The organism is Pseudomonas sp. MF6767 (assembly GCF_016405475.1).
In the GTDB taxonomy this organism is placed as follows: domain Bacteria; phylum Pseudomonadota; class Gammaproteobacteria; order Pseudomonadales; family Pseudomonadaceae; genus Aquipseudomonas; species Aquipseudomonas paracarnis.
Genome location: NZ_JAEKCY010000002.1, coordinates 48,660 through 74,297, shown reverse-complemented (window position 1 = coordinate 74,297; position 25,638 = coordinate 48,660). Strand labels below are relative to the sequence as shown.

Sequence of the window (25,638 nt, the reverse complement as noted above, 5' to 3'; positions counted from 1 at the left end):
CGATTTCAGGTAACAGATGGTTCAAAAATAGCATCTATTGGGATGATTGTCGTTTGGTTAGGCTGATGACTCACCGAATCAACTGGCACTCAAGGAGCCGCCGACATGCCTCTGCTTACCGCCGACAATCTTGCGCAATATGGCGACCCGCATCCACGCCAGCGAGTTGCCGTCCTCGACACCGACATGAGCTACGTGGACGTCGGCGCAGGCGAGCCCATCGTCTTCCTGCACGGCAACCCCACGTGGTCCTATCTGTGGCGCAATATCATTCCTCACGCGCTGCCGCACGGCAGATGCCTGGCGCCGGACCTAGTGGGTATGGGGCTCTCGGGCAAGTCGCCGACTCGCGCCTATCGCTTCGAGGATCATGCCCGCTATCTCGAGGCCTGGTTCGAGGCCATGGGGTTGACCAACGTTGTGTTGGTTACCGATGACTGGGGCACTGCGCTGGGGGCGCATTGGGCCAACCGCAACCGGGATCGTGTACAGGCGCTGGTGTATATGGAAGGTGTGGTGTTTCCGGGAAGCTGGGACGATTACGCTGGCGCAGGCAAGGACCTCTTCAAAGCCCTGCGCTCGGAACCAGGCGAGCAGATGATCCTTGAGGAGAACCTCTTCATCGAGGGGATTCTGCCTCGCACCACGTTGCGCACTCTGGGCGTCGAGGAAATGGACGCCTACCGCGCACCCTTCGCCACCCGGGAAAACCGCTGGCCGACCCTCGCCTGGCCCCGCGAACTGCCTATCGAGGGTGAACCGGCCAATGTCGTCAAGATCATCGAGGCGTCTGGCGCATGGTTGGCGACCGAGGCACTGCCCAAGCTGCTGATCGTCGGGGAGCCAGGCGCGGTGCTCACCGGGCGTGCGCTGGCCTATGCCCGCACCTGGGCCAATCAACGCGAGGTCAGCGTGCCGGGCATTCATAGCCTGCAGGAAGACTCTCCGGCCGAGATCGGCCTGGCGCTGTCGCTGTTCCTGCGAGAACTGCGCCCCATTACCTGAAGCCATCCCATTCACACCCGTGCATGACCTGACCCCCTGGAGGTAGACCATGAAACACACCTACAAAGGCCCCGACGATGCCTTGGAAGTGGCGCGCTTTGTCTGCAATGCAGTCAACGGCTGGACCGAAAACCCGACACGGATGATTCCCTATTTCACCCCGGACGGCGGTTGGGAATTTCCGTTCGCGCCCACCGAGTTTGGCCTGTTCTTCAAAGAGGTCCGTGGAAGTGAAGCCATGAAACGCTACTTCAGCTCACTCGTGCCTTATATGGAAAACCTCGATATCGGACCGGTAGAGAATTGGGCCATTCATACGCTGAAGACCCCGCATACCTACGTGTATGAATACACCGGCACAGCCACCATCAAGGGCTCGGGCAAGCTCTACGAGCAGAACTACATTTCGATCGTGACGCTGGAAGGCGGCAAGATCAAAACCTATCGCGAGCATTGGAACCCGTACGTTGCGCTGCTCGATTTTGGCCTGGCGCGTCCCGTTGACGGTGACGCGAGGTAGCGACAGCGGCAATTGCTGATTGCAAAGACGAGGTGGTACATGAACGCAAAAGATGTGGTAACCACGATGTGGACCGAACTGATGACCGCCAAGGACCCGGCCGTGATCCAGAAGTGGGTAGCCCCCACCTACAAACAGCACAGCCCCTATGTGCAAACCGGCCGAGAAGGTCTTGAGCAGTTAGTGGCAAGCCTGCGAGACGACTACAGCTACGAGCTGGTGCGGATCTTCAGCGACGGCGATCTGGTGGTGTTGCACGGCATTCATCGCAACTGGCTCAACGGCGTATTCACCGGCGGCGAAGTCGTTGTCGGCATCGACATGTTCCGCGTTGCGGATGATCAGATCCAAGAGCATTGGGATGCGTCGGTGCCCGTCATGCGCATTTCGGCATCGGGCCGCACCCAGTTCGACGGGCCGGCGACAGTCGAACATGCGGACAGGACCGCGCACAGCAAAAACACTGCAACCGCCTTCATCCAGACGGTGCTGGTCGACAGGCAGCATCGGCGCCTGCCTGAGTTCCTCAGCAAGCATGGATTGGCGCAGCACATTACGGAGATTGCCGATGGCGCCGCTTGCCTGGCGCAAGCGCTGGCGGTGAGCGACAAGGAGTATGTCGCGATCAGGAAAGTGGTGGCTGAAGGTGAGTTTGCGGCGGTCCAGTCAGAGGGACGGATCAATGGTCAAACCCATACCTTCTGGGACCTGTTCAGGATCGATGCGCATGCAAAGATCGCTGAACAGTGGCAGGTAGCCGCGGTGTTCCCCGATGTCGTACCCCACGACAACGGCCCATTCTAGAGCGTTATTTGTGCGCGCCCAGCCATTCCACGGCCGTGCGCCAGATGCAGATACCCAGGAAGTACGCCGACATCAGCGACCATAAGCCAAATGTCCAAGGGTTGGTGTTCGGGTAATCCACCACCATCAGGAAGCTGCACAGCAGCCAGATGGTGGTCACCGCGATGTTGATCGGCATGAAGCGCTTGACCCGGAACGGGTGCAGGAACTTCATCGGCGTGACGGTCAACAGCGCCAGGCCGATCACGGTCAGCAAGGTGACCCAGGCATCCGGCTGGATGATATAGACGCACAGGGCAACGACGTTCCAGGCGGCAGGGAAGCCGACGAAGTAGTTGTCCTTGCTCTTCATGTTCACGTTGCAAAAGCAGAACAGCGACGACACCAGGATCACCGACACCGCAAACAGGTGGGTGAAATCAGGCAGGTCGATGTAGCGGTAGATAAACAGGGCAGGAATGAACACGTAGGTGAGGTAGTCGATCACCAGGTCCAGCACCGAGCCGTCAAAGCTGGGCAGCACCGTGCTGACATTCACCCGTCGCGCCAGCGAGCCGTCGACGCCATCCACCACCAGTGCCAGGCCCAGCCACAGCAGGCACGCCTTGGGGGAGTTTTCCAGCAGCGCCAGGGTGGCCAAAAAGGCCAGTACCACACCGGTGGCGGTAAAGCCGTGGGCGCCCCAGGCTTTGAGTCTGGCTACATGCAGGGTCGATATCACGGGCGGTTCTCCAAAAGGTCAAACGGGGCAGCCGACAACGTAGCGCCGTCGAGTCTGGCCAGGGAATGCAGGTATCGACCGGGAAGGGGAGGATAAGGTTCACCGCCCGGCGTATCCGTTAGCGTAGCAAGCGTAGGATGTTTCGGCATCAACCCTGACGGAACACCAGGGCCTTCAGCCCACTCTGGGGGTCAATGTCAGGAAATTCCGGTGGGTTTTCCAGCCGCTGTACAAACCGCAGGCCCGGTGCTTCGCGGGTCACGCCGTCGATCAGGAAGTCCTCGCCGAAGGCCGGATCGTTCATGCATGCCAGCACGGTGCCGTGGGCACTGAGCAAGTCCGGCAGGCGGCGCAGCACGCGCTGGTAATCCTTGGTCAGCAGGAAACTGCCTTTCTGGAAGGAGGGCGGGTCGATGATCACCAGGTCGTAAGGGCCGTTGTTCGTCACCTTGGCCCAGGACTTGAACAGGTCGTGGCCCAGGAAACTCACCCGGCTCAGGTCGTGCCCATTCAGGCGATGGTTGTCGCGGCCACGGCTCAGGGCCCCACGGGCCATGTCCAGGTTCACCACATGGTCGGCGCCGCCTTCGATGGCGGCCACGGAAAAACCGCAGGTATAGGCAAACAAATTCAGCACACGCTGGCCGTGGGCTTGTTCGCGCACCCAGTTGCGCCCGTAACGCATGTCGAGGAACAGCCCGCTGTTCTGTTTTTTACCCAGGTCGATCAGGTAGCGCAGGCCGCCCTCGGTGATGGTCAGTTCGTCGATGGCGTCGCCCACCAGCCATTCGGTGGTGCTTTGCGGCAGGTAGCGGTGTTGCAGGGCCACGGTGTGCACGCCGAAACGGCTCCACTCGATCTGCAACAGCGTGTGCTTCAGGGCATCCAGGTGCTCGGTTTCTTTGAACAAAGCAACCAGCACCACCCCTTGCAGCCAGTCCACCGTCAGTTGTTCCAAGCCCGGCCAGCAACGGCCACGGCCATGGAACAGGCGCCGGGTTTCCGCAGGCGGGTCAGCCAGGGCAGTGAGCAAGTGGGCGTGCAGGGTAGCGAGTGCGTCTGGGTTCATCGTTAAGCGTCAGTCATCGGGCGGGCGGCATTTTAAACACAATTGGGAAGGAACGGGCTTGCCTGTGATGGCGGCCTGACAGCCGACCCATATATACCTGAAGCCCCGGCATCCAACTGTGGGAGCTGGCTTGCCTGCGATGACGGGCTGATAGTCGACGCTTATCTACTTTGGATCGCGGAGCGTGAGTTGGATCATCGTCGGCTGTCAGGGCCGTCACGGGAGCAAGCTCCCTCGCCACAGGTCCAGCGTTGTACCGCGTTCCCGCAGTGTTTGCGATTTGGGTCAGCGCGTGGCAATCAGCGCCGGCCCGAATGACTCTTTCAAGAAAACCGGGGCGATATAGCGTTCGTAATGTGCCTCGGACAGCAAAAAGAACTCTCGATCTATCGCATCGCGCAAATCCGCCAGGTGGCGTTCACGAAACTCCGGTAACAGCGTCAAACCATAGGCATCCAGCCTGGAAATCACCCGCGCACCCCGCGCAATCAACTGGTATGCCCAGCAATACGGAGACTGGTGCGGCATAAAACGAATCTTGCGCGCTTCCAACTGCTGTCGCAGGCAATGCGGGTCGAACACTTCCAGCTTGCTGGCCATTACCTGTACCAGCAGTTGTTCCAGACGCAGCCACACCGCCTGTTTTTCCTCGGCGTTATAGCCATTCCACTGGATCACCTCGTGGTGATAGCGCTTGCAGCCCCGACAGACCAGGTCACCGTAGACGGTGGAGCACAGGCCGACGCAAGGGGTTTTGATGGTTTGGTTGGGCATAAAGGCTTGCTTGCAAAGTCTATGGATCATCAATAGCCAATGTGGGAGCGGGCTTGCCCGCGATAGCTGTGTGTCAGTGGGTACATCCGTGACTGATACAGCGCTATCGCGGGCAAGCCCGCTCCCACATTTATTGGTTCGTGTTGATTCAGTCCCAGCTCAACGCGCCGCCGGTCTGATACTCGATCACACGGGTCTCGAAGAAGTTCTTCTCTTTCTTCAAGTCCATGATCTCGCTCATCCACGGGAACGGGTTAGTCGTGCCTGGGTACTCTTCCTTCAAGCCGATCTGCGACAGGCGACGGTTAGCGATGAACTTGAGGTAATCTTCCATCATCGCCGCATTCATGCCCAGCACCCCACGAGGCATGGTATCCCGCGCATATTCGATCTCCAGCTGCGTCCCTTGCAGGATCATCTGGGTCGCTTCTTCTTTCATCTCGGCATCCCACAAGTGTGGGTTTTCGATTTTGATCTGGTTGATCACGTCGATACCGAAGTTCAGGTGCATCGACTCATCGCGCAGGATGTACTGGAACTGCTCGGCCACGCCGGTCATTTTGTTGCGGCGGCCCATGGACAGGATCTGGGTGAAGCCGCAGTAGAAGAAGATGCCTTCCAGCACGCAGTAGTAGGCGACCAGGTTGCGCAGCAGCTCTTTGTCGGTGTCGACGGTGCCGGTTTCGAACTTCGGATCGGAGATCGAGCGGGTGTACTTCAGGCCCCAGGCGGCCTTTTTGGCCACCGATGGAATCTCGTGGTACATGTTGAAGATCTCGCCTTCATCCATGGCCAGCGATTCGATGCAGTACTGGTAGGCGTGGGTGTGGATCGCTTCTTCGAAGGCCTGGCGCAGGATGTACTGGCGGCACTCCGGGTTGGTGATCAGGCGGTACACGGCCAGCACCAGGTTGTTGGCCACCAGGGAGTCGGCGGTGGAGAAGAAGCCCAGGTTGCGCATGACGATACGGCGTTCGTCGTCGGTCAGGCCTTCGGGGTTTTTCCACAGGGCGATGTCGGCGGTCATGTTGACCTCTTGCGGCATCCAGTGGTTGGCGCAGCCGTCGAGGTACTTCTGCCAGGCCCAGTCGTACTTGAATGGCACGAGTTGGTTGAGGTCGGCGCGGCAGTTGATCATGCGCTTTTCGTCAACGGCGACGCGGGCGGAGGCGCCTTCGAGTTCGGCGAGGCCTTCGGCGACGTCGAGTTTGTCCAGGGCGGCCTTGGCGCGCACGATGGCGGCGGAGTCGTTGGCGGTGACGGCGCGGGCTTCCACGGCGGCAGCGGCGCCGGCACCGTCGAGGCGGTCCATGTTGGCTTCGGTGGCGTGGCCGGCGTTGGCGCCTTTGATCACCGCTGCACCGGTGTCTTCGTTGTCGACTTCATCCCAACTCAGCATTGAAATACTCCCTTCTGATCCGTTCTGACGGTGTTCAACCCGTCCAAAAAATGTGCGATTTGCAGGCTACCAGGCATTGAAATACTGCGCTGAGTGTGGTCGGCAAATACCGATTCTGCACACTATGTAGTGGTCTGTTTTGTTTGTGGGCACACTATATGGTGTGTAACAAGGTTGGTCAACGCACAAGATGTGCGGTTATAAGTCGCTGCCGAACGTTGGGCGCCGGGCAGATGGGAGGCGAAGAATATTTACTTCATATATCTTTATAGAATAGATAAATAGATATTTATTCCTTTTAATCTTTTCTATCGAGGCGCAATTTGAGGGCCTGCGCATTCGTGCGGATTGACCCAACAGCCAAAAGGAAAGCCGACATGACCATCAAAGCGATCAACGTGCGCAACCAGTTCAAAGGCGTGATCAAGGAGATTCTACTGGGGGAAGTGGTGTCGGAAATCGATGTGCAAACCGCGTCTGGCATTGTGACGTCGGTGATTACCACACGTTCGGTGCGTGATCTGGAATTGAAGGTGGGCAGTGAAGTGATTGCCTTCGTGAAATCGACTGAAGTGTCCATCGCCAAGTTGTGAATGAATAATGTGGGAGGGGATTGCCTGCCCCTCCCACGAATGCCTCGTCGGGCAGGTTAGCGCTGGCGCAAGGCACGTTCCATGCGCTGTATACCTTCCTCCAGCATCGCCCGTGGGCAACCGAAGTTCAGGCGCACGAACTGCTGGCTGTCATCGCCAAATTCGATCCCTGAACTCAGGCCGACCTTGGCCTGCTCCAGGAAAAACTGCTGCGGGGCATCCAGGCCAAGAGCGCTGCAATCGAGCCACGCCAGGAAGGTGCCCTGTGGTGCATGCATCACCACACCAGGCAAGCGAGTCTTTACTGCATCGAGCAGGTAGTCACGGTTGGCCTGCAGGTACTGCAACAGCGCAGCGAGCCAGTCGCCGCATTGGCTGTAGGCGGCTCGGGTGGCTTCCAGGCCCAGGGGGCTGACGCTGTCGACCATGCCGCAGCGCGCGTTATTGAAACGCTCGCGCACTTCGGCGTTCTGGACCACCGCAAAGCAGGTCTTCAAGCCGGCCACGTTATAAGCCTTGCTCGCCGACATCAGGGTGATGGTGCGCTGGGCAATCTCGGGGCTGAGGCTGGCGGTGGGGATGTGGCGACGGCCGTCGAAGCACAGCTCGGCGTGGATCTCGTCGCTGATGATCAGCGCGCCAGCTTCCAGGCAGGCATTGGCTACCGCCGTCAGTTCCTCCCGGGGAAATACCTTGCCGATGGGGTTGTGCGGATTACTCAGCAGCAACGCACCGGCACCGCTCAATGCCTGGCGCATCGCAGGCATAGGCGTGACGTATTCGCCGTTGATCAACTCGAACGGCATTTCGATACGTGGCAGATTCCAGTTGCCCGGCGCCAGGCGAATCGGCCGATAGTTGGGGGTTTGCAGCACCACCGCCTGGCCAGGCTGGACGAAGGCGTGCAGGGCCATATTGAAGCCAGGCTCGACGCCAGGCAGGAACAGCAGTTCTTCGGGCTGCACGCGCCAGGCGTACTTGGCCCACAGGTCAGCGACGATGGCATCGCGCACGTCCGGGCCGGCCACGCTGTAGCCGAGAATCTGCTGGTCGAGCCGCGCGTGCAGGGCTTGCAAGATGGCGGGCGGCGCGGCGATGTCCATATCGGCGATCCACATCGGCAGAACGTCTTGCGGGTAACGGCTCCACTTGGTACTGCCGGTATCGAAGCGTGGGTGGATCGTGTCGAAATCAAAGCTCATGGACAGGCTCGTATCAGGGCGGCTGCGAAAGAATGGCGCCGATTCTAGCGCCATTAATTTTATAGGCCAGAGCTGATTGCCGCCTTGCACAGCGGTGTGCGTTCCATGACCGACAAGTTCTGTAATAAAAACGCCATTGCGCTGGGGATTGAATCAGCGAGGGGCTATTTTGGTGCATCTCAATAATCAGAGTAGCCATGGATGAAATACCAACCCTTGAGTCACACCTTGATTGCTACCGCGCTGGTATTAACGGTCAACGGGGTGCACGCAGCTTCCCAAGCCCCGGTTGCGGGTGAAAATGGCATGGTGGTCACGGCCCAGCACCTGGCAACCCATGTGGGTGTCGATGTGCTCAAGGCCGGCGGCAACGCCGTCGATGCGGCGGTGGCGGTAGGTTACGCACTGGCGGTGGTGTACCCGGCGGCGGGCAACCTCGGCGGTGGCGGTTTCATGACGGTGCAACTGGCGGACGGGCGCAAGACCTTCCTCGACTTCCGCGAAAAAGCCCCGCTGGCGGCGACGGCCGATATGTACCTCGACAAGGCCGGCAATGTGGTCGAAGGCCTCAGCGCCAAAGGCCATTTGGCGGTCGGCGTACCGGGTACGGTGTCCGGCATGGAGCTGGCCCTGAGCAAATACGGCACCCTCAAGCGCGCCCAAGTGATTGCCCCGGCGATCAAGCTGGCGGAAAACGGCTTTGAGCTGGAGCAGGGCGATATCGACCTGTTGCACACCGCCACCGGTGAGTTCGAAAAAGACCAGGATATGCGTGGCATCTTCCTGCATAACGGCGAGCCGATGCAGGTAGGCCAGAAGCTGGTGCAGAAGGACCTGGCCAAGACCCTCAAGGAAATCTCGGCCAAGGGCACCGACGGTTTCTATAAAGGCTGGGTCGCCAAGGCTGTAGTGGATTCCAGCCAGGCCGGCAAAGGCATCATCACCCAGGCCGACCTCGACGCCTACAAAACCCGCGAACTGGCCCCCATCGAGTGCGACTACCGTGGCTACCATGTGGTCTCGGCGCCGCCACCCAGCTCCGGCGGTGTGGTGATCTGCCAGATCATGAATATCCTCGAAGGCTACCCAATGGCCGACCTGGGCTATCACTCGGCCCAGGGCCTGCACTACCAGATCGAAGCGATGCGCCACGCCTACGTGGACCGCAACAGCTATCTCGGTGACCCGGACTTCGTGAAGAACCCCATCGAGCATCTGCTGGACAAGAACTACGCGGCCAAGCTACGTGCGGCGATCGAACCGCAAAAGGCCGGTGATTCCCAGGCAATCAAACCGGGTGTATCGCCCCATGAAGGCAATAACACCACCCACTATTCCATCGTCGACAAATGGGGCAACGCGGTCTCGGTGACCTATACCCTCAACGACTGGTTTGGTGCCGGGGTGATGGCGAGCAAGACCGGGGTGATTCTCAACGATGAAATGGACGACTTCACCGTCAAGGTCGGCGTGCCGAACATGTACGGGCTGGTACAAGGCGAAGCCAACGCCATCGCACCGGGCAAGGCGCCGCTGTCGTCGATGAGCCCGACCATCGTCACCAAGGACGGCAAGGCGGTGATGGTGGTCGGTACACCGGGGGGCAGCCGCATCATCACTGCCACCTTGCTGACCATCCTGAATGTCATCGACTACAAGATGAATATCCAGGAAGCCGTGGACGCGCCGCGCTTCCACCAGCAGTGGATGCCTGAGACCACCAACCTTGAGACGTTTGCCGTGAGCCCGGATACCCAGAAGATTCTCGAGAGCTGGGGCCATAAGTTTGCAGGTCCGCAAGATGCCAACCATTTGGCGGCGATCCTGGTCGGTGCGCCTGCTCTGGATGGCAAGCCGGTGGGTAACAACCGCTTCTATGGGGCCAATGACCCGCGACGCAATACGGGGTTGTCGTTGGGCTACTAAAGCCTGGTACGGTAAGAAATGTGGGAGCGGGCTTGCCCGCGAAAGCGGTGGGTCAGTCTATGCCTGTGCTAGCTGATACAGAGCATTCGCGAGCAAGCCCGCTCCCACAGGGAAGAGTGTCAGGGCTTGAGCAGCTGGGTTACTGCGGCAAATGCCGCCTGGCGCCTTTGTTCCCAACCCCCGCCAATTACCACCAGCGGCTGTCGATGCTCCTGCATCCACTCCAGGCTGGCCTGAAAAAACGCCCGGCGATCCGCCAGTTCCGGCTGGCAGCGCTGGCCGTCGGCACTCCATTCCACATCCTCGGGTGAGAGCAGCAGGTGCAGGTCGTAATGCCGCGCCAGAAGTTCGTCATCAAGCCAGCCGGGATAGTCGCCGAACAGGGTCTGGCTCCAGAGCTTGTTGGTCAGCAGGTGGGTGTCGAGGATCAGCAAGGCGGGGCGTTTGGCGCGGGCGGCATCCTCCCAGGCCAACTGGCCCTGGGCAATGGCCGGGATATCCGCCAGGGTGGTGTCGCGCTGATGCTGATCGATGAAGTACCGCACATATTCCCCCACCATCAACCCGCCGAAGCGCGCGTGCAACTGCGCCGCCAGCCAGCTCTTGCCGCTGGATTCGGGGCCCGCCAATACCACCACTTTCATGTGCGCAACGCCGGGTCGGCGCGCCACTCGCGCCAGCCTTGCACGGCAATCACGGTAAACAATGCATAGAGTGCAGCCGTGAGATAGAGGCCTTTGTAGAGGAACAGACCGACGAAGATCACATCCACCACAATCCACAACGGCCAGCACTGCACGCGTTTTTGCGCCATCCACATCTGCGCGACCAGGCTGAAGCCGGTGAGGGCGGCGTCGAGCCAGGGCTGGGCGGCGTCAGTCCAGTGGGCCATGGCGGCGCCCAGCAGCAGACTGCCGACGGCGCCCACAGCCAGGCTGGCCATGATTGCCGGCGCTTTCAGGCTGGTGACCTGGCGGCCTTGCTTGACCTCGCCAGCGCGGGTCCACTGCCACCAACCGTAAACTTGCAGCGCCGCGTAGACCACTTGCAGCAGCATGTCCGAGTAGAGCTTGACCTCGAAAAACACCCAGGTGTAGAGCAACACCATCACCAGGCCGATGGGCCAGCACCAGGGGTTTTGTTTGACCGTCAGCCAGACAGCGATCACCCCCAGGGCGGCGGCGAACAGTTCAAGCCCGGACATGGCGGATCCTTGGGAGAGTGGGAGAGGGCGGTGATTGTACCCAGAGCTAACCGATCATCAAACATAGCAATGCGTCATTGCCCTCTGCAGGAGCGAGCTTGCTCGCGAAGATCGTCAAGGTTACCGCGTATTGTCTGAATAACCGCGGTGCCTATGGGTTTTTCGCGAGCAAGCTCGCTCCTACAAAAGGCTAATCAGCGCTAGATTCGGAATTGGCGCAGCAACCCATCAAGCTGCTCACTCAAGCCACGCAACTGCGCACTCGCCACGCTCGATTGCTCCGCCGCCAGCGCCGTGCTGTGGGACAGCCCGGCCGCTTGGGTGACGTTCTGGTTGATGTCTTCCACCACATGGGCCTGCTGCAGGGTGGCGCTGGCAATCGAGGCGTTCAGGCCGTTGAGGTTGTGCAGTGCCTGGCCGATGGCGGTGAGGCTTGCACCGGCCTGGCCGGCTTGCTCGATGGTCAGTTGCGAGGCGCTGTGGCTGTCGCTGATGACCTTGACCGCCGCTTCCGAGTGGCCTTGCAGGCGCTCGATCATTACCTGGATCTCGGCGGTGGATTTCTGCGTGCGCTGGGCCAGCAGTCGCACCTCATCGGCGACCACCGCAAACCCACGGCCTTGCTCCCCGGCGCGGGCGGCTTCGATGGCGGCGTTGAGGGCGAGCAGGTTGGTCTGGTCGGCGATGGAGCGGATCACCTCCAGTACCCCGCCGATCTGCGTGCTTTCGCTGGAGAGTGTGCGGATCACCTCCACAGCCTGGCTGATGGTGGTGGAGAGCTGGTCGATCTGCTGCAAGCTGCCGTCGATGTTGACCTGGCCCTGTTGTGCCTGGGCCTGGGCATCGCGCATTTCGCTGGCGGCGTGTTCGGCATTCTTCGCTACGTCCTGCACGCCGTAGGTGACTTCATTGATGGCGGTGGCCACCAGTTCCATCTGCTGCGATTGCTGCTGGCTGCGGTCATGGGCCTGGCTGGCGTTGTGGCCCAGCTCGGTGGACGACTGGCCCAGGGCGCTCGCGCACACCTGCAACTGGCCGACAACCTGGCGCAGCTTGGCGGTGAAGCTATTGAAGTGCTGGGCCAGTGCGGTCAGTTCGTCACGACCGTGGGTGTCGAGGCTGTGGGTCAGGTCGCTTTCGCCGCTGGCGATATTACCCATGGCATTCACCGCCGCCTGCAACGGCTGCACGATGCTGCGAGCGATCAACACCACCAGCACGGCCATCATCAACGCAATGCCCAGGCCAATGGCCGAGGCTTTCCACACCTGGCCCCTGAATTCAGCCTGCACATCGTCCACGTAGACCCCGGAGCCGATAATCCAGCCCCAGGGCTCGAACAGTTGGATGTACGAGGTTTTCTCTACCGGCGCTTCGGCGCCGGGCTTCGGCCAGCGGTAGTTGACGATGCCGGCTCCCTTGGCCTTGGCCAGGCTCACGAATTCGTTGAACACGGCGAAACCGTCCGGGTCGCGAATCGCCGAGAGGTTCTGGCCGTCGAGCTTGGGGTTGGCCGCGTGCATGATCATCACGGGGGTGAGGTCGTTGATCCAGAAGTAATCATCGTGGTCATAACGCAGGCCGCGCACCGCGCTCAGGGCCTGTTGTTGCGCGGCGTCACGGGTCAGTACGCCGGTTTTCTCCAGGTTCTGGTAATAGCTGAGTACGCCACTGGCGGTCTGTACCACGTGCTGGGTCTGCTGGCGCTTGGCCTGGTAGAGGTCGCCGTGGATCTGGTTGAGCATCAACAGCCCCAAGGCCAGCAGCATCAACACGGCGACTATCAGGATCAGCCAAAGGCGGCGGCTGATCGACATGCTGCGCAAACTGTTCATCGTCCTGTCACTCCCTGCTCTTTATAATTGTGGTGCTGCTTCGAGATTTCCGGCGTGTCTGATAGGCTTTCGGCCCGGAATCGAAAAACCTGAGTACTGCCTGATTTTTCACGGAATTTTTGCAGACCGGCGTTGAGAATCAACCGCGGGCGCTTGTGTGCGCTCGTCGTCAGTGAACTTAAAAAAGACTATGAGGCATGCCACGCGCATGACCTTTGGAGACAGCATGGATTTTTGGACCGCCATACAGGCATTGATTCTCGGCATCGTCGAGGGGCTTACGGAGTTCTTGCCGATCTCCAGCACTGGCCACCAGATCATCGTCGCCGACCTGATCAATTTTGGCGGCGAGCGTTTCGAAGCCTTCAATATCATCATCCAGCTGGGCGCGATCCTGGCGGTAGTCTGGGAGTTTCGACGCAAGATCTTTGACGTGGTCATTGGCCTGCCGACCCAGCCCAAGGCCCGGCGCTTTACCGTCAACCTGATCATCGCCGTGTTGCCGGCGGTGGTATTGGGGGTGATTTTTGCCGACCTGATCAAGCACTACCTGTTTAACCCGATCACTGTAGCGACTGCCCTGGTAGTGGGTGGCGTGATCATGTTGTGGGCCGAGCGCCGCCAACATGCAGTGCGGGCTGAAACCGTCGACGACATCACCTGGAAAGACGCCCTCAAGGTCGGCCTGGCCCAGTGTCTGGCGATGATCCCGGGCACTTCGCGCTCCGGTGCAACGATCATCGGCGGCCTGTTGTTCGGCCTGTCGCGCAAGACAGCTACCGAGTTCTCGTTCTTCCTGGCGATGCCGACCATGGTCGGTGCGGCGGTGTACTCGGGCTATAAATACCGTGACCTGTTCCAGCCCGCGGACCTGCCGGTGTTCGCCATTGGCTTTGTCACCTCGTTCATCTTCGCCATGATTGCGGTCAAGGCCCTGCTCAAGTTCATCGCCAGCCACAGCTACGCGGCGTTTGCCTGGTACCGCATTGCGTTCGGCCTGGTGATCCTGGCGACCTGGCAGTTCGGCTGGATCGACTGGACTGCGGTCAAGCCATGACTATCCAGCACCCACGCCTGAAGGCGCTGATCTTTGGACTGCTGTGTGCCGCGCCGCTGCTGGGCTCTGCGTTGCTGTGGTACCGCGGCGAAACGGTAATTCCGTTGATGGCCTATGGCGTGGTCAGCGTGGTGGCGTTCTTCTTGTACTGGAGCGATAAGCGCAAGGCGCAGACCGAAGGCTGGCGCACCCCGGAAAACATCCTGCATGCGGTGGAGTTGGCGGGCGGTTGGCCGGGGGCGTTGATCGCCCAACAGGTGTTCCGGCACAAGACGCGCAAGGTGTCTTACCAGGTGTTGTTCTGGGTGATTGTGCTGTTGCACCAGGTGTTCTGGCTGGACCAGCTGTTCCTCGACGGCACCTTGCTGTCAATCCTCTAGCCGCAAGCCAATCTGTGTGCGCTTGGGCAGCTTGCTCACCACCAACTGGTGGGAGCGCTGCAACAGGCCACGCAGTTCCTCTGCGCCCAAAGGGTAGGGCGTGTTCATGATGACCCACTGCGCCCTCGCCAGGTAAGGCGCCGGGTGAATGCCCGGGCGGTCGACGTGACCCAGGAACAGTTCTTTGTCGACCTTGAAGGCCAGCGACTCACCGCGCAGGTTCTGCAAGGCGAACATCTTGTTGCCAGCAACCGAGAACACCCGCACGCCACCCCATTTATAGTCTTCCCGTGCGCCTGGCAGGCTCAGGCAGAAACGTGCGACTTGTTCTTCCGTCATGCTCATAACAGCCGATCTCCACAGCCTTTGAAGCCTTCTTCCAGATAGTCGATCCAGGCCCGGATGGCCGGCAGCACGCCGCGCCGGTGCGGGTAGACCGCCTGCAGCCAGCCGCCTGGCAATGACCATTGCGGCAGCAGTTGCACCAGCCGGCCGCTGGCCAGTTCTTCTTCGCAGTACATCATTGGCAGCACCGTAAAGCCCACACCCATCATTGCGCTGGCCTTGCGCACGATAAAGTCTTCGATGCCCAGGCGCGCCTCCATCACTAGCTCGTGCATATTGCCCTGGGGGTCGATGATGCGTTGGTGCACCATTCGGTCCGCCTCGAGTGCGCCAAGGATTGGCAACTGCTTGAGGTCTTCCAGGGTTTCGACCCGCCGCTCACGCATGAAAACGGGGCTGGCCACCAGCACGGTATGCGCCTGGCGCAGGCGTTTGGTGACCAGCAACGGGTCTTCGTCGCCCAGTTCGCGTACGCGCAGCGCTACATCAATGCCTTCGGCCACCAGGTCGACGCGGCGATTCACCAGGGTCATGTCCAACTGCACCAACGGGTGCGCGGCCAAAAAACCGGCTACCAGCTCCGGCAGGATCTGCTGGGCCAGGCCCACCGGGCAACTGACCCGCAAGCGCCCCCGTGGTTCGCTGGACATACTGGCCACGGCCTCGTCGGCCATTTCCGCTTCAAGCAGCATGGCCTGGCAGTGGCGCAGGTAGCGTTCGCCGACGGCGGTGAGCGTCAGTTGCCGGGTGGTGCGTTGCAGCAAGCGTGCACCCAGGCGGTCTTCCAGTTCGGCAATGCGCCGTGAAAGCCTGGATTTGGGAATGCCGAGCAGCCGGCCAGCCGCAGCAAAACCGCCGGCTTCGACGACTTTGGCGAAATAGTAGAGGTCGTTGAGGTCTTGCATGGTGGGCCTATTGTCCTGTCAGTGGGACAAACTATCGCATTTCAGCTGGCTTATCGACCATTGGTTTCATGCGTAGCATCACCACCATCTGATCGCCACTGTCGATCCCACCTCGGAGATCCATCATGAAACTGTTGCACATCGATTCCAGCATCCTCGGCGACAACTCGGCCTCCCGTCAGCTCAGCGCCGGTGTGGTCAAGGCATGGCAAGCCGCGCAGCCGGGTGTGGAAGTGACCTACCGCGACCTCGCCAGCGAAGGCATCAACCATTTCTCCGGCGCTACCTTGGGCGCATTGGGCACTGCTGCGGAACTGCGCGATGCGGCGCAAAAGCACGAGGCTGAACTGAGTGCATCGTCGCTGGCTGAATTCCTCGCCGCCGATGCTGTGGTAGTCGGTGCGCCGATGTACAACTTCACCATCCCAACCCAATTGAAAGCCTGGATCGACCGCATCGCAGTGGCCGGCCAGACCTTCCGTTACTCCGAAGCCGGCCCTGAAGGCCTGTGCGGCAACAAGAAAGTCATTATTGTCTCCACCGCCGGCGGCCTGCATGCCGACCAAGCCTCGGGCGCTGCCCACGAAGGCTACTTGAAACTGCTGTTCGGCTTCCTGGGCATCACCGACATTGAGATCGTGCGCGCTGAAGGCCTGGCCTACGGTGATGAAGTGCGCAGCAAAGCCATGAGCGACGCCAACGTGCGCATCAACGAGCAACTGTTCGCCGCTGCGTAAGGCTTATGTAAATTTGCCCTGTCCTCGGTTTCATTCTGAAACCGAGCGCCTAAACTCTGTACTCTGATCGCCTGAACGCGAGCGGGGTACGGAGTTTTTTCGTTGTGGCCCAGGTTATGCACACATCCCTGCGATACCCTGGACTTTTTATTCGACAGGCCGGTTCTTGTGCAGCAAAGGTGGACGTCCCCATGATGCGTCTTTGTGCTGTTTTGGTACTTTCGCTGTTGGGCAGCCTGGTTTCAGTGCACGCCGCACCGGCATCGCACCCCCATTGGAGTGTGGGGTTTCATCGCATGAGTGTGCTCGACCCGCTGGATTCGCAGCCGATGAAGGCCATCGCGTTTTACCCTTCCACCGATACCGAACGCACCACGCCGCTGGGCGCCTATCAGGTCGCGGCCAGTGAAGATGCCAAGGTTGCTATCGGCCGTTTTCCGATGCTGATGCTGTCCCACGGCAACACCGGCACGCCCCTGGCCCTGCACGACCTGGCTACGTCACTGGTGCGTAAGGGGTTCGTAGTGGTGGCGGTCCTGCATCCCGGCGACAACTATAAGGACCACAGCCGCCTGGGCACCGTGAGTAATCTGTATGGCCGGCCGATCCAGATATCCCAGGCGATCACCGCCACCCTGGCCGATCCGATGCTGTCGCCCTTTGTCGATGTCGATCAGATTGGTGTCATCGGATATTCAGCCGGTGGCGAGACGGCATTGATTCTGGCAGGCGCCAAGCCTGATTTCGAGCGCCTGCGTCGCTACTGCCAGGAACGCCCCGAAGACCGCGACGCGTGCACCACCAAGGGCGAGTTGGTGGTTGATCGCGACGACTTGCAACCCCAGGCTGACCCGCGCATCCATGCGTTGATGCTGATGGCGCCGCTGAGCTTGATGTTTGGCCGCCATACCCTGGCGGACGTGCATGTGCCAGTGCTGCTCTACAGTGGCGATGGCGACCAGTTGGTGGCAGTGGACAAAAACGCCGCCGCCCTGGCGCGCAAACTGCCAGAGCCGCCGGACTTCAAGCTGTTGGCCGGGGCAGGGCACTTTGTATTCATGGCCCCGTGCGACAGTGATCAACTGGCGACAATGCCGGGCATCTGCACCGATGCCGATGGTGTCGACCGTGAAGGGATTCACCGCGATATGGTCTCCGAGGCCGGGCGCTTTTTCAGTCGCACCCTCGGTGAGGCAACGCGTGCCGGCCTGCAGACGGCTGATCAGTAGGCGCGGCGCCTGAGCAGTACGGTCAGGGCGAGCGCGCTGACCGACAGCAACGCGGCGCAGAAGAATATCCAGCCGTAGCCAAGATTCAACGCCACGGCGCCCATCAACGGCCCGGCGATCGCCAGGGCCAGGTCGAAAAATACCGCATACGCACTCAGCCCCGCGCCGCGGCTGCTGTCCGGCACTTGCTTGATAGCTTCCACGCCGAGCGCCGGGTAAACCAGTGACAAACCAAAACCGGTCAACCCTGCGCCGATCAAGGCCACGCTGGTAGACGGTGCCAGCCACAGCAGCGTCAGGCCCAGGGTTTCGATGAGCATGCAGGCGATGGCGGCGGTGAACCCGCCAAACCGGCTGATGGCTGAGATAAACACCAGGCGCGAGAGAATAAAGCACACACCAAATACCGTCAGGCAATACGCCGCACCGGCCCAGCCACGATTCAGGTAATACAGGGTGATAAAGGTCGTCAACGTGCCGTAGCCAATCGAAGCCAGGCACAGGCTGGCGCCGAATGGTGCGATACGCCCGAACACCGCCCAGAACGGCAGCCGCTCGCCACGTACCACCGGCACCGACGGTTTATTGCGGATCAGCACCAGGCCCAACGCCGCCAACACCGTCAGGGCAAGACCGAGGCTGGTGTAGCCGTAATCAGCCACCATCACCACGCCAAGTGGCGCACCAATCGCAATCGCGCCGTAGGAGGCGATGCCATTCCAGGAAATCGAGCGTGCGATGTGCTCGGCGCCCACCGCGCCCATGCACCAACTGATGGTCCCCACGCCAATCAGGCCCTGGGCCACGCCGAGTAACAGGCGACCGGCGATCAGAATACCCAGGCTCAAGCTCGGCAGACTTTCCAGCAGCGTGGCGATAAAGGTCAGTACACCGCTGATCAGAATGCCGGCCAGGCCCAGCACGATCGCGCGTTTGGTACCGACGTTATCCGACATCCGCCCGGCCATCGGACGGCTGAGCAGCGTGGCCAGGTACTGCGAACCGATGGTCACCCCGGCCACCACGGCGCTGAAACCCAGTTGCTCGTGCACATAGCCTGGAATCACCGCTATCGGCAGGCCGATGCAGATAAAGGCAATGAAAGTGTAGAAAACGATGGAAACGATCTGCAGGGTGATCGACAGGGAGGAGGGGGCGGCAGGCATGAGTACTCAATCGCTGGCGGGCGGTAAAGCATCATGGCATATCCCGCATTACTGTAGGAGCGAGCTTGCTCGCGAAGAACGTCAACGATAACGCGGGTTGCCTGATTCTGCGCGGCGTCCTCAGGTTTTTCGCGAGCAAGCTCGCTCCTACAGTAGTAGAGCGTATGCAAAAAAGCCCTGTCACAGGGACAGGGCTTTTGCTTGCAGCTAAGTGCTGTTCTTAGAACACCACACCCTGGCTACGCAGGTAGTCGTCATAGGTGCCGCTGAAGTCGATCACGCCGCTTGGGCTCAACTCGATGATGCGGGTGGCCAGGGACGATACGAACTCGCGGTCGTGGCTGACGAAGATCAGCGTGCCCGGGTAGTTCTCCAGCGCCAGGTTGAGCGCCTCGATGGATTCCATGTCCAAGTGGTTGGTTGGTTCGTCCATGATCAGCACGTTGGGCTTTTGCAGGATCAGCTTGCCGAACAGCATGCGACCTTGTTCACCACCGGAGATCACTTTGACCGACTTCTGGATCTCGTCGTTGGAGAACAACATACGACCCAGGGTGCCGCGAATCATTTGCTCGCCTTGGGTCCACTGGCCCATCCAGTCGAACAGGCTCACGTCGTCTTCGAAGTCGTGGGCGTGGTCCTGGGCGTAGTAGCCCAGTTCGGCGGCGTCGGTCCACTTGATGCTGCCGGCGTCCGGGGTCAGTTCGTTGACCAGGGTGCGCAGCAGGGTGGTCTTGCCGATACCGTTGGGGCCGATGATCGCCACGCGCTCGCCCGCTTCAACCTGGAAGCTGAAGTCCTTGAACAACGGCTTGCCGTCGAAACCTTTGGCCATTTTTTCGACCATGACCGCCTGGCGGTGCAGCTTTTTGTTCTGCTCGAAACGGATGAACGGGCTCACACGGCTCGACGGCTTGACTTCGGCCAGCTGGATCTTGTCGATCGCCTTGGCACGGGAGGTCGCCTGCTTGGCTTTCGAGGCGTTGGCCGAGAAGCGGCTGACGAAGGATTGCAGTTCGGAAATCTGCGCTTTCTTCTTGGCGTTGTCCGACAGCAATTGCTCGCGGGACTGGGTCGCCACGGTCATGTACTCGTCGTAGTTGCCCGGGAACAGGCGCAGCTCGCCGTAGTCCAGGTCAGCCATGTGGGTGCACACGCTGTTCAGGAAGTGACGGTCGTGAGAGATGATGATCATCAGGCTGGAGCGCTGGGTCAGGATGTTTTCCAGCCAGCGGATAGTGTTGATGTCCAAGTGGTTGGTCGGTTCGTCGAGCAACAGCACTTCCGGGTCGGAGAACAGCGCCTGGGCCAGCAGTACGCGCAGCTTCCAGCCGGGGGACACTTCGCTCATCGGGCCGAAATGCTGTTCCAGGGGAATACCCAGGCCCAGCAGCAGCTCGCCGGCGCGGGATTCGGCGGTGTAGCCGTCCATCTCGGCGAACTCGGTTTCCAGCTCGGCCACGGCCATGCCGTCTTCTTCGCTCATTTCCGGCAGCGAGTAGATGCGGTCGCGTTCGGCCTTGACCTTCCACAGCTCCTCGTGGCCCATGATCACGGTGTCGAGCACGGTGAATTCTTCGTAGGCGAACTGGTCCTGGCGCAGTTTACCCAAGCGCACATTCGGCTCCAGCATGACCTGGCCGCCGGACGGGTCGAGGTCGCCACCGAGGATTTTCATGAAGGTCGACTTGCCGCAACCGTTGGCACCGATCAGACCATAGCGGTTGCCGGCGCCGAACTTGACCGAGACGTTCTCGAAGAGCGGCTTGGCGCCGAACTGCATGGTGATGTTAGCTGTGGAGATCAATTACTTTACCTATCAATGGGTTGCGAGCGTGACGGCAGGTGCCTTCAGGCATGCGTCAACAGCGACATCAAGGCGCGAAACCCGGTCGCTGAACACAAAATTGGGGATGTGTGTTGGAATTTGGCGCGCATTGTCGCATATGTCAGGCGACAGTTGTATGGCGAGCGAAGGATGGTTTTGCCAATGTCTCAGGCATAGCCAGCCACAACAGCATCAAGGCAGCGGCTGCAACCGCTGCCAACGTCAGGAAGGCCGCGTTGTAGCCAGCCTGCTGCACCACGAAACCGGCCAGGCTGTTACTGAGTGCCGCGCCCAGGCCGAATACGGTGGAGAGGGCGCCCAGGCTGACGTTGAAGCGGCCAGTGCCTTGGGTAAGGTCCTTGACGATTACCGGGAACAGGGCGCCGAAAATACCAGCGCCGATACCGTCGAGCATCTGCACGGCTACCAACCAATATGGGTCGCTGGATAGGGTATAGAGCACGCCACGCAACGGCAGTATCAGGAAACCGGCAAGCAGCAGTGGCTTGCGCCCCCAGATATCGGCCTTGAGCCCGACCAGCCAGGCCATCGGCACCATCACCAACTGTGCGGCGACAATGCAGGCTGACGTCAGCGGGGTGGCCATCTGCAGATTGATCTGCGCCAGTTTCTGGCTGACCAGCGGCAGCATCGCGGCATTGGCCAGGTGAAACAGTGCGCAGCAGATGGCAAACAGTAGCAGCGGTTGGTTGGCCAGCAATGCTTTCAGGCCCGAGGGCTGTTCGTGGTCGGTGTGATGGGCCGGATCAAAACCACGGGCGACCTCATGGTCAATCGCCTCGGCCGGCACGCAACTTACCGCAATGACACTGGCGACGGCCATAAACGCCATCAGGTAGAACACCACCACCGGCCCGAACAGGTAGGCCAGCCCGCCGGCCAGCAATGCGGCCACGGCATTGCCGGCATGGTTGAAAGTCTCGTTGCGCCCGGTACGCCGGGTGAAGGCACGCGGCCCGGTGATCCCCAGCGAAATGGCGGAAATTGCTGGGGCAAAGACAGAGGCTGCTACGGCGCTGGCGGCCTGGGTCAACGCCACCCAGCCAAATGAACTGACAAAGGGCAGCATCAGACAACTGCCCGTCACCAACAGCGCGGCCAGGGCGACCACCGCACGTTTGCTGCGAGTGCGGTCGATCAACGCACCCGCGGGGCCTTGGGTCAGCAAGGCAGCGATGCCTGCGAGGGTCATGACCACGCCAATGCTGGCCGGCTCCCATTGATGCACGGCCAGCAGGTAGATCGCCAGGTACGGTCCGAGACCGTCGCGCACATCGGCGAGAAAGAAGTTCAGGCTGTCCAGGGATAAAGCGATGCGCAGGTCTGAATGACGGGCCACGATGCGACCTTCAAGAGCGGCGTTCAGGGGCTGAACACGCGTTGAATTAATGACTGGTGGGCTGGGTGATAAGTTTCGCGGTGGGCCAGGGTTTCCTCCTGCGCGCATTTAATTTACTTTCCGAAGCCCACTGGAATGAATTTCTGGAGAAGCAATGGACATGCCCTCAGCGCAAGAGGCGATCGCCAGCAATAGAAATGCCTGGGACGAATCCGCCGGGTTGCATAAAGACACCGCGACCTGGGCGGCACTGCTGGACTCGGTAGCCGAGCCTGATTTTTCCTGCCTTGACCCGACCATCACCACCTTGCTGCAAGAGGTAGGCGTGGTGGGCAAGGACGTGGTGCAATTGTGCTGCAACAACGGGCGCGAAAGCCTTTCGTTGTATGGCTTGGGCGCCCGTTCGGTGGTGGGGGTTGATCAATCCCGGGCGTTTCTTGAACAGGCGCGGGAGTTGGCCGAGGCCTCGCCACACAGCCCTGAGTTCATTGAGACCGATATCCACCATTTGCCCGAGCGTTTGCAGGCACGGTTCGATATTGCCCTGGTGACCATCGGCGTGCTGGGCTGGATGCCGGATGTGGCGTTGTTCATGCGCCAGGTTGCCAGTGTGCTGAAGCCCGGCGGTACGTTGGTCATGTACGAAACCCATCCCTTTCTTGAGATGTTTGACCCCTGTGGGGCCAACCCTATGCTGCCTGCCAGTTCTTACTTCCAGCGTGAACCCTTTGTGCTGCAGGAGGCAATTATCTATGAAGGGAAGGATGAGCGGCCCGGGCCGACCTCCTATTGGTATGTACATACCCTGGGCAGTGTCGTCAGCGGGGCTATCGCAGCGCAGTTGCAGATCGCTCATTTGCAGGAATACCCGCATTCCAACCGGGAAGAACTCTACGATCAATATGAGCATCAGGCCGCGCAACTGCCCCTGTGCTTTACCATGACAGCGATCAGGCGTGATGGCTGATCAAGGTTTGCACACGCAAAAAAAGGCCCGCGAGGAGAAGGCGGGCCAAGGGATTCACTGGAGTAGGTAGGCTTCACCCTATAGGTCGAAAAGTGAAGGCCTTGTGAAAATGCCGTGATCAAATCGGATAATCACGTCTTATGTGTCCACCTGTGCCGAGGGAGCTTGCTCCCGTAACGGCCTGCCAGCCACCGCCTATCTGCCTGACGCCCCGCGTTCAAACCTGTGGGAGCTGGCTTGCCTGCGATAGCGGTGTATCAGTGACAGATTAGTTGACTGACCCACCGCTATCGCAGGCAAGCCAGCTCCCACATTTGATCAAGAGCGCCGCACGAAGGTGCGCATGGTTTGCCCTGGGCCGGTGCTGAATACAGTGGGCCTGGGCATGCCCTCATCCGCTGCGATAAACACAAAATCATCGCCGTCGAGCCGGTAACTGGCGGGGAGTTGCTTGCCTGCATCTTCGCCGATGGCGTCCGTCCAGGTGATGCTTTTGGGCGTAGTACTGGCGTCCAGTACGAACCGCCCCGCCAATAATATTTCGCCATTGACCGTGGTCACTTCGAAGCGATCCCCCGCAATTGTCGTCATTGCTCCCGGTGCGCTGTGAGCATCCACGGGGTTGAGCACGCCACTGTCTTCAAGGGCTGTTTGTTCCCATTTGCCTTGCAGTGCGTGAAAGTCCGAGGCTGAAAGCGGTGACATGCAAACTCCTTATTGCTGTTCAAAAAAATGTTCAATTGTCTTGAGGCTGCCACTGTCCCCCATGAAGGCGAAATTTTTTTCTTTATAAGACAGGTATTTGACAGCTTTTTCATGTTGGATTGACTACGCTTGCAGCCAGATCAGTCTGACATGGCTGTGTGATTTGGCTTACTCACCGAAATGAAACCGAAATAATCCCTAAGTTTGTGGGATATTTCAGGGGACTGAGTGGTCACATCGCCACTGGTCTGCCGTATCCAGGGCGTTGTCCCTGATTTTTGAAGTCATTCAGACTTCTGAGAATGATGGCCTTTTAGTATTATTTTAAGGTGTTCTTATTTTGAATCGTACTTCCCCGCTTCCGCCTTCCGCAGCGTCTGATGAAATTGATTTATTTGAATTGTTTCACGCCATCTGGCGACAAAAAAAGCTGGTGGTCGGGTGTACGCTTCTGGCCGGGGTATTAGGCGCAGGTTATGCCTTCCTGGCACCCAAGACCTATGAGGTCAGCAGTGTGTTACGGCCTGCGGCTATCAACGAGTTGGACGCCTTGAACCGTTCGGAAGTGTATAAGTTGCCGCCTGCCGATGCGCTGCTCAAGGTGGGCGCGCAGTTGGATTCCTATGATGCGCGCCTGGGGTTCTTCAAGGATCATGAGGAGTTGTTCAAGGCGTTCAAGAAACCGGGGCAAACCCTTGAGCAGAGCTTTGAGGCGTTCAACCGCAATTCCGTCAATCTGATTCTGCCCGACCCCAAGAAATCCGATTCGTTGAGCAGTTATATCCGTCTGGAGTTGCAATACCCGACCGACGTCGATGGTGTTGCGATCCTCAACGGTTTTGTGGACTACGCCATCGCCGCCGAGCGTCAGCAGGTGGGTGCCGACCTGAAGGTTATCGTCAATAACCGCTTGAGCGAGCTCAAGGGCAAGATCGACGCTGCCCGCGCCAATTACGATACCGATAAAGAATCGAAAATCGCCAAGTTGCTGGAAGCTGACCGGCTCAAGCGTGCCCAATTGCAGGACGAGCTCAGCGCTTTGCGCTTGCAAATGAAGATGGAGCGCACCAACCGCTTGGCCGAGTTGGCCGAAGCGATCAGCATTGCCAAGTCCATGGGCATTCGTACACCAACAACGCCGTCCTCTATGGCCGACTCCACCCGCACAGGTTCGAGCCAGGTCATGCGGACCGAGGTGAACAACCAGAAGATTCCGCTGTATTTCATGGGGACCGAGGCGCTGGAAGCCGAACGCGCTGCATTGCAGCAGCGTACCAGCGACGATTTCACCAACCCGCGCATTGCCGAGATCGGCAAAGACTTGCAACTGTTGGAAAGCAACCGCGAGGTTGAGGTACTGCGCAAGCGGGGCAATGAAGACATCTTCTTGCAGGACGTCGAGCCGCTTCGCGCTGAAGTCGCCAGGTTGCGTGGTTTGAATATCGATATGAGCAACCTCAAGCTGGTGACCATTGACCGTCGAGCCCAGGAGCCTCTGTCGCCGATCAAGCCGAAAAAGCCGCTGGTTATCGCGTTGAGCCTCGTTGGTGGCCTGTTGCTGGGCCTGATGATTGCGCTGATCCGCTACTTCGTTCGCAGCCGCACTCAGGCCGTGCCCTATACGGCATTAGGGGATCGCCGCGAGGGTAAAGATTCGCCGCTTTAACCCTTCAAACGCCCTCAAACAGGCAGGCTCAAGGGCCTGCCTGCTCCTACCCCCAGCACACTCAATAGACAGCTTTTCACAATTCTTAGTTAACCTTTGGTTACAAAGTGTGGCTAAATAACTGCCAATGGTCGCACGCAGGCGGTTATCCCGCCGGCCGTGTCACCTGTATGTGAATTGTGATTTCAGGTGCTGCTTATCCATCCTCGGCCGTTGTGGGCCCGCAGGAGCAGCCTGTTCT

Annotated in this window: 25 protein-coding genes; 11 read left to right on the top strand and 14 right to left on the bottom strand. The window is 59.8% G+C overall.

The window, feature by feature from the left end; all coding sequences use genetic code 11:
- Positions 1 to 105 precede the first annotated feature (105 nt).
- Genes JFT58_RS03745 through JFT58_RS03735 form a run of 3 tightly spaced genes read left to right on the top strand, consistent with a single transcriptional unit; the run spans position 106 to position 2,329 of the window.
- Positions 106 to 1,005 (top strand): haloalkane dehalogenase, encoded by a 900-nt coding sequence (locus tag JFT58_RS03745; protein WP_054895948.1) that lies wholly within the window; start codon positions 106 to 108, stop codon positions 1,003 to 1,005.
- 49 nt (positions 1,006 to 1,054) lie between these two features.
- Entirely contained in the window at positions 1,055 to 1,525 is a 471-nt protein-coding gene (locus JFT58_RS03740; protein WP_054895947.1) for a nuclear transport factor 2 family protein, read from the top strand.
- A 39-nt stretch (positions 1,526 to 1,564) separates the two neighbouring features.
- Positions 1,565 to 2,329, top strand: coding sequence for a nuclear transport factor 2 family protein (locus tag JFT58_RS03735; protein ID WP_054895946.1), 765 nt, complete (start codon positions 1,565 to 1,567; stop codon positions 2,327 to 2,329).
- A gap of 4 nt (positions 2,330 to 2,333) precedes the next feature.
- On the opposite strand, the gene pcsA is transcribed toward JFT58_RS03735, so the two are convergent.
- From pcsA to JFT58_RS03715, 4 genes are all read right to left on the bottom strand, one after another.
- Entirely contained in the window at positions 2,334 to 3,050 is a 717-nt protein-coding gene (gene pcsA / locus JFT58_RS03730) for a phosphatidylcholine synthase (RefSeq protein WP_003191017.1), read from the bottom strand.
- A 148-nt stretch (positions 3,051 to 3,198) separates the two neighbouring features.
- A complete protein-coding gene (locus tag JFT58_RS03725) occupies positions 3,199 to 4,119 on the bottom strand; it encodes a class I SAM-dependent methyltransferase (protein WP_054895945.1) in 921 nt (306 codons plus the stop codon).
- Positions 4,120 to 4,404: 285 nt separating this feature from the next.
- A complete protein-coding gene (locus JFT58_RS03720) occupies positions 4,405 to 4,893 on the bottom strand; it encodes a DUF1289 domain-containing protein (protein ID WP_054895944.1) in 489 nt (162 codons plus the stop codon).
- Between the two features lie 148 nt (positions 4,894 to 5,041).
- The gene (locus JFT58_RS03715) at positions 5,042 to 6,292 is read right to left on the bottom strand and encodes a ribonucleotide-diphosphate reductase subunit beta (protein WP_032892020.1); all 1,251 of its coding nucleotides are present in this window, start codon (positions 6,290 to 6,292) and stop codon (positions 5,042 to 5,044) included.
- Positions 6,293 to 6,669: 377 nt separating this feature from the next.
- On the opposite strand from JFT58_RS03715, the gene JFT58_RS03710 reads away from it, so the two are divergent.
- Complete coding sequence (locus JFT58_RS03710) at positions 6,670 to 6,885, top strand: TOBE domain-containing protein (RefSeq protein WP_003173733.1); 216 nt, start codon at positions 6,670 to 6,672, stop codon at positions 6,883 to 6,885.
- 56 nt (positions 6,886 to 6,941) lie between these two features.
- On the opposite strand, the gene JFT58_RS03705 is transcribed toward JFT58_RS03710, so the two are convergent.
- Positions 6,942 to 8,087, bottom strand: coding sequence for a MalY/PatB family protein (locus JFT58_RS03705; RefSeq protein ID WP_054895943.1), 1,146 nt, complete (start codon positions 8,085 to 8,087; stop codon positions 6,942 to 6,944).
- A 201-nt stretch (positions 8,088 to 8,288) separates the two neighbouring features.
- Between JFT58_RS03705 and ggt the strand changes: the two genes are divergently transcribed.
- Positions 8,289 to 10,013: a gamma-glutamyltransferase gene (gene ggt / locus JFT58_RS03700; protein WP_054895942.1), complete on the top strand. Its 1,725-nt coding sequence runs from the start codon at positions 8,289 to 8,291 to the stop codon at positions 10,011 to 10,013.
- Positions 10,014 to 10,132: 119 nt separating this feature from the next.
- Here ggt and JFT58_RS03695 read toward each other — a convergent pair whose 3' ends face one another.
- The 3 genes from JFT58_RS03695 to JFT58_RS03685 all read right to left on the bottom strand — a co-directional run bounded on the left by JFT58_RS03695 (position 10,133) and on the right by JFT58_RS03685 (position 13,052).
- On the bottom strand, positions 10,133 to 10,657 hold the full coding sequence (locus JFT58_RS03695) for an AAA family ATPase (protein WP_054895941.1): 525 nt from the start codon (positions 10,655 to 10,657) through the stop codon (positions 10,133 to 10,135).
- Positions 10,654 to 11,217 carry a nicotinamide riboside transporter PnuC gene (pnuC, locus tag JFT58_RS03690; RefSeq protein ID WP_054895940.1) on the bottom strand — a complete coding sequence of 188 codons (564 nt, stop codon included), beginning with the start codon at positions 11,215 to 11,217 and terminating at the stop codon, positions 10,654 to 10,656. Before pnuC ends, JFT58_RS03695 begins: the two co-directional genes overlap by 4 nt.
- 200 nt (positions 11,218 to 11,417) lie before the next feature.
- Complete coding sequence (locus JFT58_RS03685) at positions 11,418 to 13,052, bottom strand: methyl-accepting chemotaxis protein (RefSeq protein ID WP_054895939.1); 1,635 nt, start codon at positions 13,050 to 13,052, stop codon at positions 11,418 to 11,420.
- Between the two features lie 226 nt (positions 13,053 to 13,278).
- Here JFT58_RS03685 and JFT58_RS03680 point away from each other — a divergent pair, with 226 nt between their 5' ends.
- Both JFT58_RS03680 and JFT58_RS03675 read left to right on the top strand, forming a co-directional pair.
- Positions 13,279 to 14,109, top strand: coding sequence for an undecaprenyl-diphosphate phosphatase (locus JFT58_RS03680; protein ID WP_044273643.1), 831 nt, complete (start codon positions 13,279 to 13,281; stop codon positions 14,107 to 14,109).
- A complete protein-coding gene (locus JFT58_RS03675) occupies positions 14,106 to 14,489 on the top strand; it encodes a DUF1294 domain-containing protein (protein ID WP_054895938.1) in 384 nt (127 codons plus the stop codon). The genes JFT58_RS03680 and JFT58_RS03675 overlap by 4 nt, the downstream gene beginning before the upstream one ends.
- Here JFT58_RS03675 and JFT58_RS03670 read toward each other — a convergent pair.
- Both JFT58_RS03670 and JFT58_RS03665 read right to left on the bottom strand, forming a co-directional pair.
- Positions 14,478 to 14,834, bottom strand: a complete 357-nt coding sequence (locus tag JFT58_RS03670; protein ID WP_054895937.1) for an MmcQ/YjbR family DNA-binding protein — start codon at positions 14,832 to 14,834, stop codon at positions 14,478 to 14,480. The two genes, JFT58_RS03675 and JFT58_RS03670, sit on opposite strands and share 12 nt — an antisense overlap.
- The gene (locus JFT58_RS03665) at positions 14,831 to 15,739 is read right to left on the bottom strand and encodes a LysR substrate-binding domain-containing protein (RefSeq protein WP_014718355.1); all 909 of its coding nucleotides are present in this window, start codon (positions 15,737 to 15,739) and stop codon (positions 14,831 to 14,833) included. The genes JFT58_RS03670 and JFT58_RS03665 overlap by 4 nt, the downstream gene beginning before the upstream one ends.
- 125 nt (positions 15,740 to 15,864) lie before the next feature.
- Between JFT58_RS03665 and JFT58_RS03660 the strand changes: the two genes are divergently transcribed.
- Both JFT58_RS03660 and JFT58_RS03655 read left to right on the top strand, forming a co-directional pair.
- Complete coding sequence (locus tag JFT58_RS03660; RefSeq protein WP_034127345.1) at positions 15,865 to 16,476, top strand: FMN-dependent NADH-azoreductase; 612 nt, start codon at positions 15,865 to 15,867, stop codon at positions 16,474 to 16,476.
- A gap of 191 nt (positions 16,477 to 16,667) precedes the next feature.
- Positions 16,668 to 17,705 (top strand): alpha/beta hydrolase family protein, encoded by a 1,038-nt coding sequence (locus JFT58_RS03655; protein WP_054895936.1) that lies wholly within the window; start codon positions 16,668 to 16,670, stop codon positions 17,703 to 17,705.
- Here the strand turns inward: JFT58_RS03655 and JFT58_RS03650 are convergent.
- From JFT58_RS03650 to JFT58_RS03640, 3 genes are all read right to left on the bottom strand, one after another.
- The gene (locus JFT58_RS03650; RefSeq protein WP_054895935.1) at positions 17,699 to 18,871 is read right to left on the bottom strand and encodes an MFS transporter; all 1,173 of its coding nucleotides are present in this window, start codon (positions 18,869 to 18,871) and stop codon (positions 17,699 to 17,701) included. The genes JFT58_RS03655 and JFT58_RS03650 overlap by 7 nt on opposite strands.
- A gap of 220 nt (positions 18,872 to 19,091) precedes the next feature.
- Entirely contained in the window at positions 19,092 to 20,678 is a 1,587-nt protein-coding gene (locus tag JFT58_RS03645) for an ABC-F family ATPase (RefSeq protein ID WP_003191057.1), read from the bottom strand.
- Between the two features lie 142 nt (positions 20,679 to 20,820).
- Positions 20,821 to 22,059 (bottom strand): MFS transporter, encoded by a 1,239-nt coding sequence (locus tag JFT58_RS03640; RefSeq protein ID WP_054895934.1) that lies wholly within the window; start codon positions 22,057 to 22,059, stop codon positions 20,821 to 20,823.
- Positions 22,060 to 22,213: 154 nt separating this feature from the next.
- On the opposite strand from JFT58_RS03640, the gene JFT58_RS03635 reads away from it, so the two are divergent.
- Positions 22,214 to 23,026: a class I SAM-dependent methyltransferase gene (locus tag JFT58_RS03635; protein ID WP_054895933.1), complete on the top strand. Its 813-nt coding sequence runs from the start codon at positions 22,214 to 22,216 to the stop codon at positions 23,024 to 23,026.
- A 318-nt stretch (positions 23,027 to 23,344) separates the two neighbouring features.
- On the opposite strand, the gene JFT58_RS03630 is transcribed toward JFT58_RS03635, so the two are convergent.
- A complete protein-coding gene (locus JFT58_RS03630) occupies positions 23,345 to 23,731 on the bottom strand; it encodes a TIGR03067 domain-containing protein (protein WP_054895932.1) in 387 nt (128 codons plus the stop codon).
- A 340-nt stretch (positions 23,732 to 24,071) separates the two neighbouring features.
- Between JFT58_RS03630 and JFT58_RS03625 the strand changes: the two genes are divergently transcribed.
- Entirely contained in the window at positions 24,072 to 25,397 is a 1,326-nt protein-coding gene (locus JFT58_RS03625; protein ID WP_054895931.1) for a Wzz/FepE/Etk N-terminal domain-containing protein, read from the top strand.
- The last annotated feature ends 241 nt before the right edge of the window (positions 25,398 to 25,638 follow it).

Bases quoted from the DNA above. Each gene is read 5' to 3' on its own strand.
- JFT58_RS03745 (WP_054895948.1), top strand. From the start codon at position 106: ATGCCTCTGCTTACCGCCGACAATCTTGCGCAATATGGCGACCCGCAT.
- JFT58_RS03740 (WP_054895947.1), top strand. From the start codon at position 1,055: ATGAAACACACCTACAAAGGCCCCGACGATGCCTTGGAAGTGGCGCGC.
- JFT58_RS03735 (WP_054895946.1), top strand. From the start codon at position 1,565: ATGAACGCAAAAGATGTGGTAACCACGATGTGGACCGAACTGATGACC.
- JFT58_RS03725 (WP_054895945.1), bottom strand. From the start codon at position 4,119: ATGAACCCAGACGCACTCGCTACCCTGCACGCCCACTTGCTCACTGCC.
- JFT58_RS03720 (WP_054895944.1), bottom strand. From the start codon at position 4,893: ATGCCCAACCAAACCATCAAAACCCCTTGCGTCGGCCTGTGCTCCACC.
- JFT58_RS03715 (WP_032892020.1), bottom strand. From the start codon at position 6,292: ATGCTGAGTTGGGATGAAGTCGACAACGAAGACACCGGTGCAGCGGTG.
- JFT58_RS03710 (WP_003173733.1), top strand. From the start codon at position 6,670: ATGACCATCAAAGCGATCAACGTGCGCAACCAGTTCAAAGGCGTGATC.
- JFT58_RS03705 (WP_054895943.1), bottom strand. From the start codon at position 8,087: ATGAGCTTTGATTTCGACACGATCCACCCACGCTTCGATACCGGCAGT.
- ggt (WP_054895942.1), top strand. From the start codon at position 8,289: ATGAAATACCAACCCTTGAGTCACACCTTGATTGCTACCGCGCTGGTA.
- JFT58_RS03695 (WP_054895941.1), bottom strand. From the start codon at position 10,657: ATGAAAGTGGTGGTATTGGCGGGCCCCGAATCCAGCGGCAAGAGCTGG.
- pnuC (WP_054895940.1), bottom strand. From the start codon at position 11,217: ATGTCCGGGCTTGAACTGTTCGCCGCCGCCCTGGGGGTGATCGCTGTC.
- JFT58_RS03685 (WP_054895939.1), bottom strand. From the start codon at position 13,052: ATGAACAGTTTGCGCAGCATGTCGATCAGCCGCCGCCTTTGGCTGATC.
- JFT58_RS03680 (WP_044273643.1), top strand. From the start codon at position 13,279: ATGGATTTTTGGACCGCCATACAGGCATTGATTCTCGGCATCGTCGAG.
- JFT58_RS03675 (WP_054895938.1), top strand. From the start codon at position 14,106: ATGACTATCCAGCACCCACGCCTGAAGGCGCTGATCTTTGGACTGCTG.
- JFT58_RS03670 (WP_054895937.1), bottom strand. From the start codon at position 14,834: ATGAGCATGACGGAAGAACAAGTCGCACGTTTCTGCCTGAGCCTGCCA.
- JFT58_RS03665 (WP_014718355.1), bottom strand. From the start codon at position 15,739: ATGCAAGACCTCAACGACCTCTACTATTTCGCCAAAGTCGTCGAAGCC.
- JFT58_RS03660 (WP_034127345.1), top strand. From the start codon at position 15,865: ATGAAACTGTTGCACATCGATTCCAGCATCCTCGGCGACAACTCGGCC.
- JFT58_RS03655 (WP_054895936.1), top strand. From the start codon at position 16,668: ATGATGCGTCTTTGTGCTGTTTTGGTACTTTCGCTGTTGGGCAGCCTG.
- JFT58_RS03650 (WP_054895935.1), bottom strand. From the start codon at position 18,871: ATGCCTGCCGCCCCCTCCTCCCTGTCGATCACCCTGCAGATCGTTTCC.
- JFT58_RS03635 (WP_054895933.1), top strand. From the start codon at position 22,214: ATGGACATGCCCTCAGCGCAAGAGGCGATCGCCAGCAATAGAAATGCC.
- JFT58_RS03630 (WP_054895932.1), bottom strand. From the start codon at position 23,731: ATGTCACCGCTTTCAGCCTCGGACTTTCACGCACTGCAAGGCAAATGG.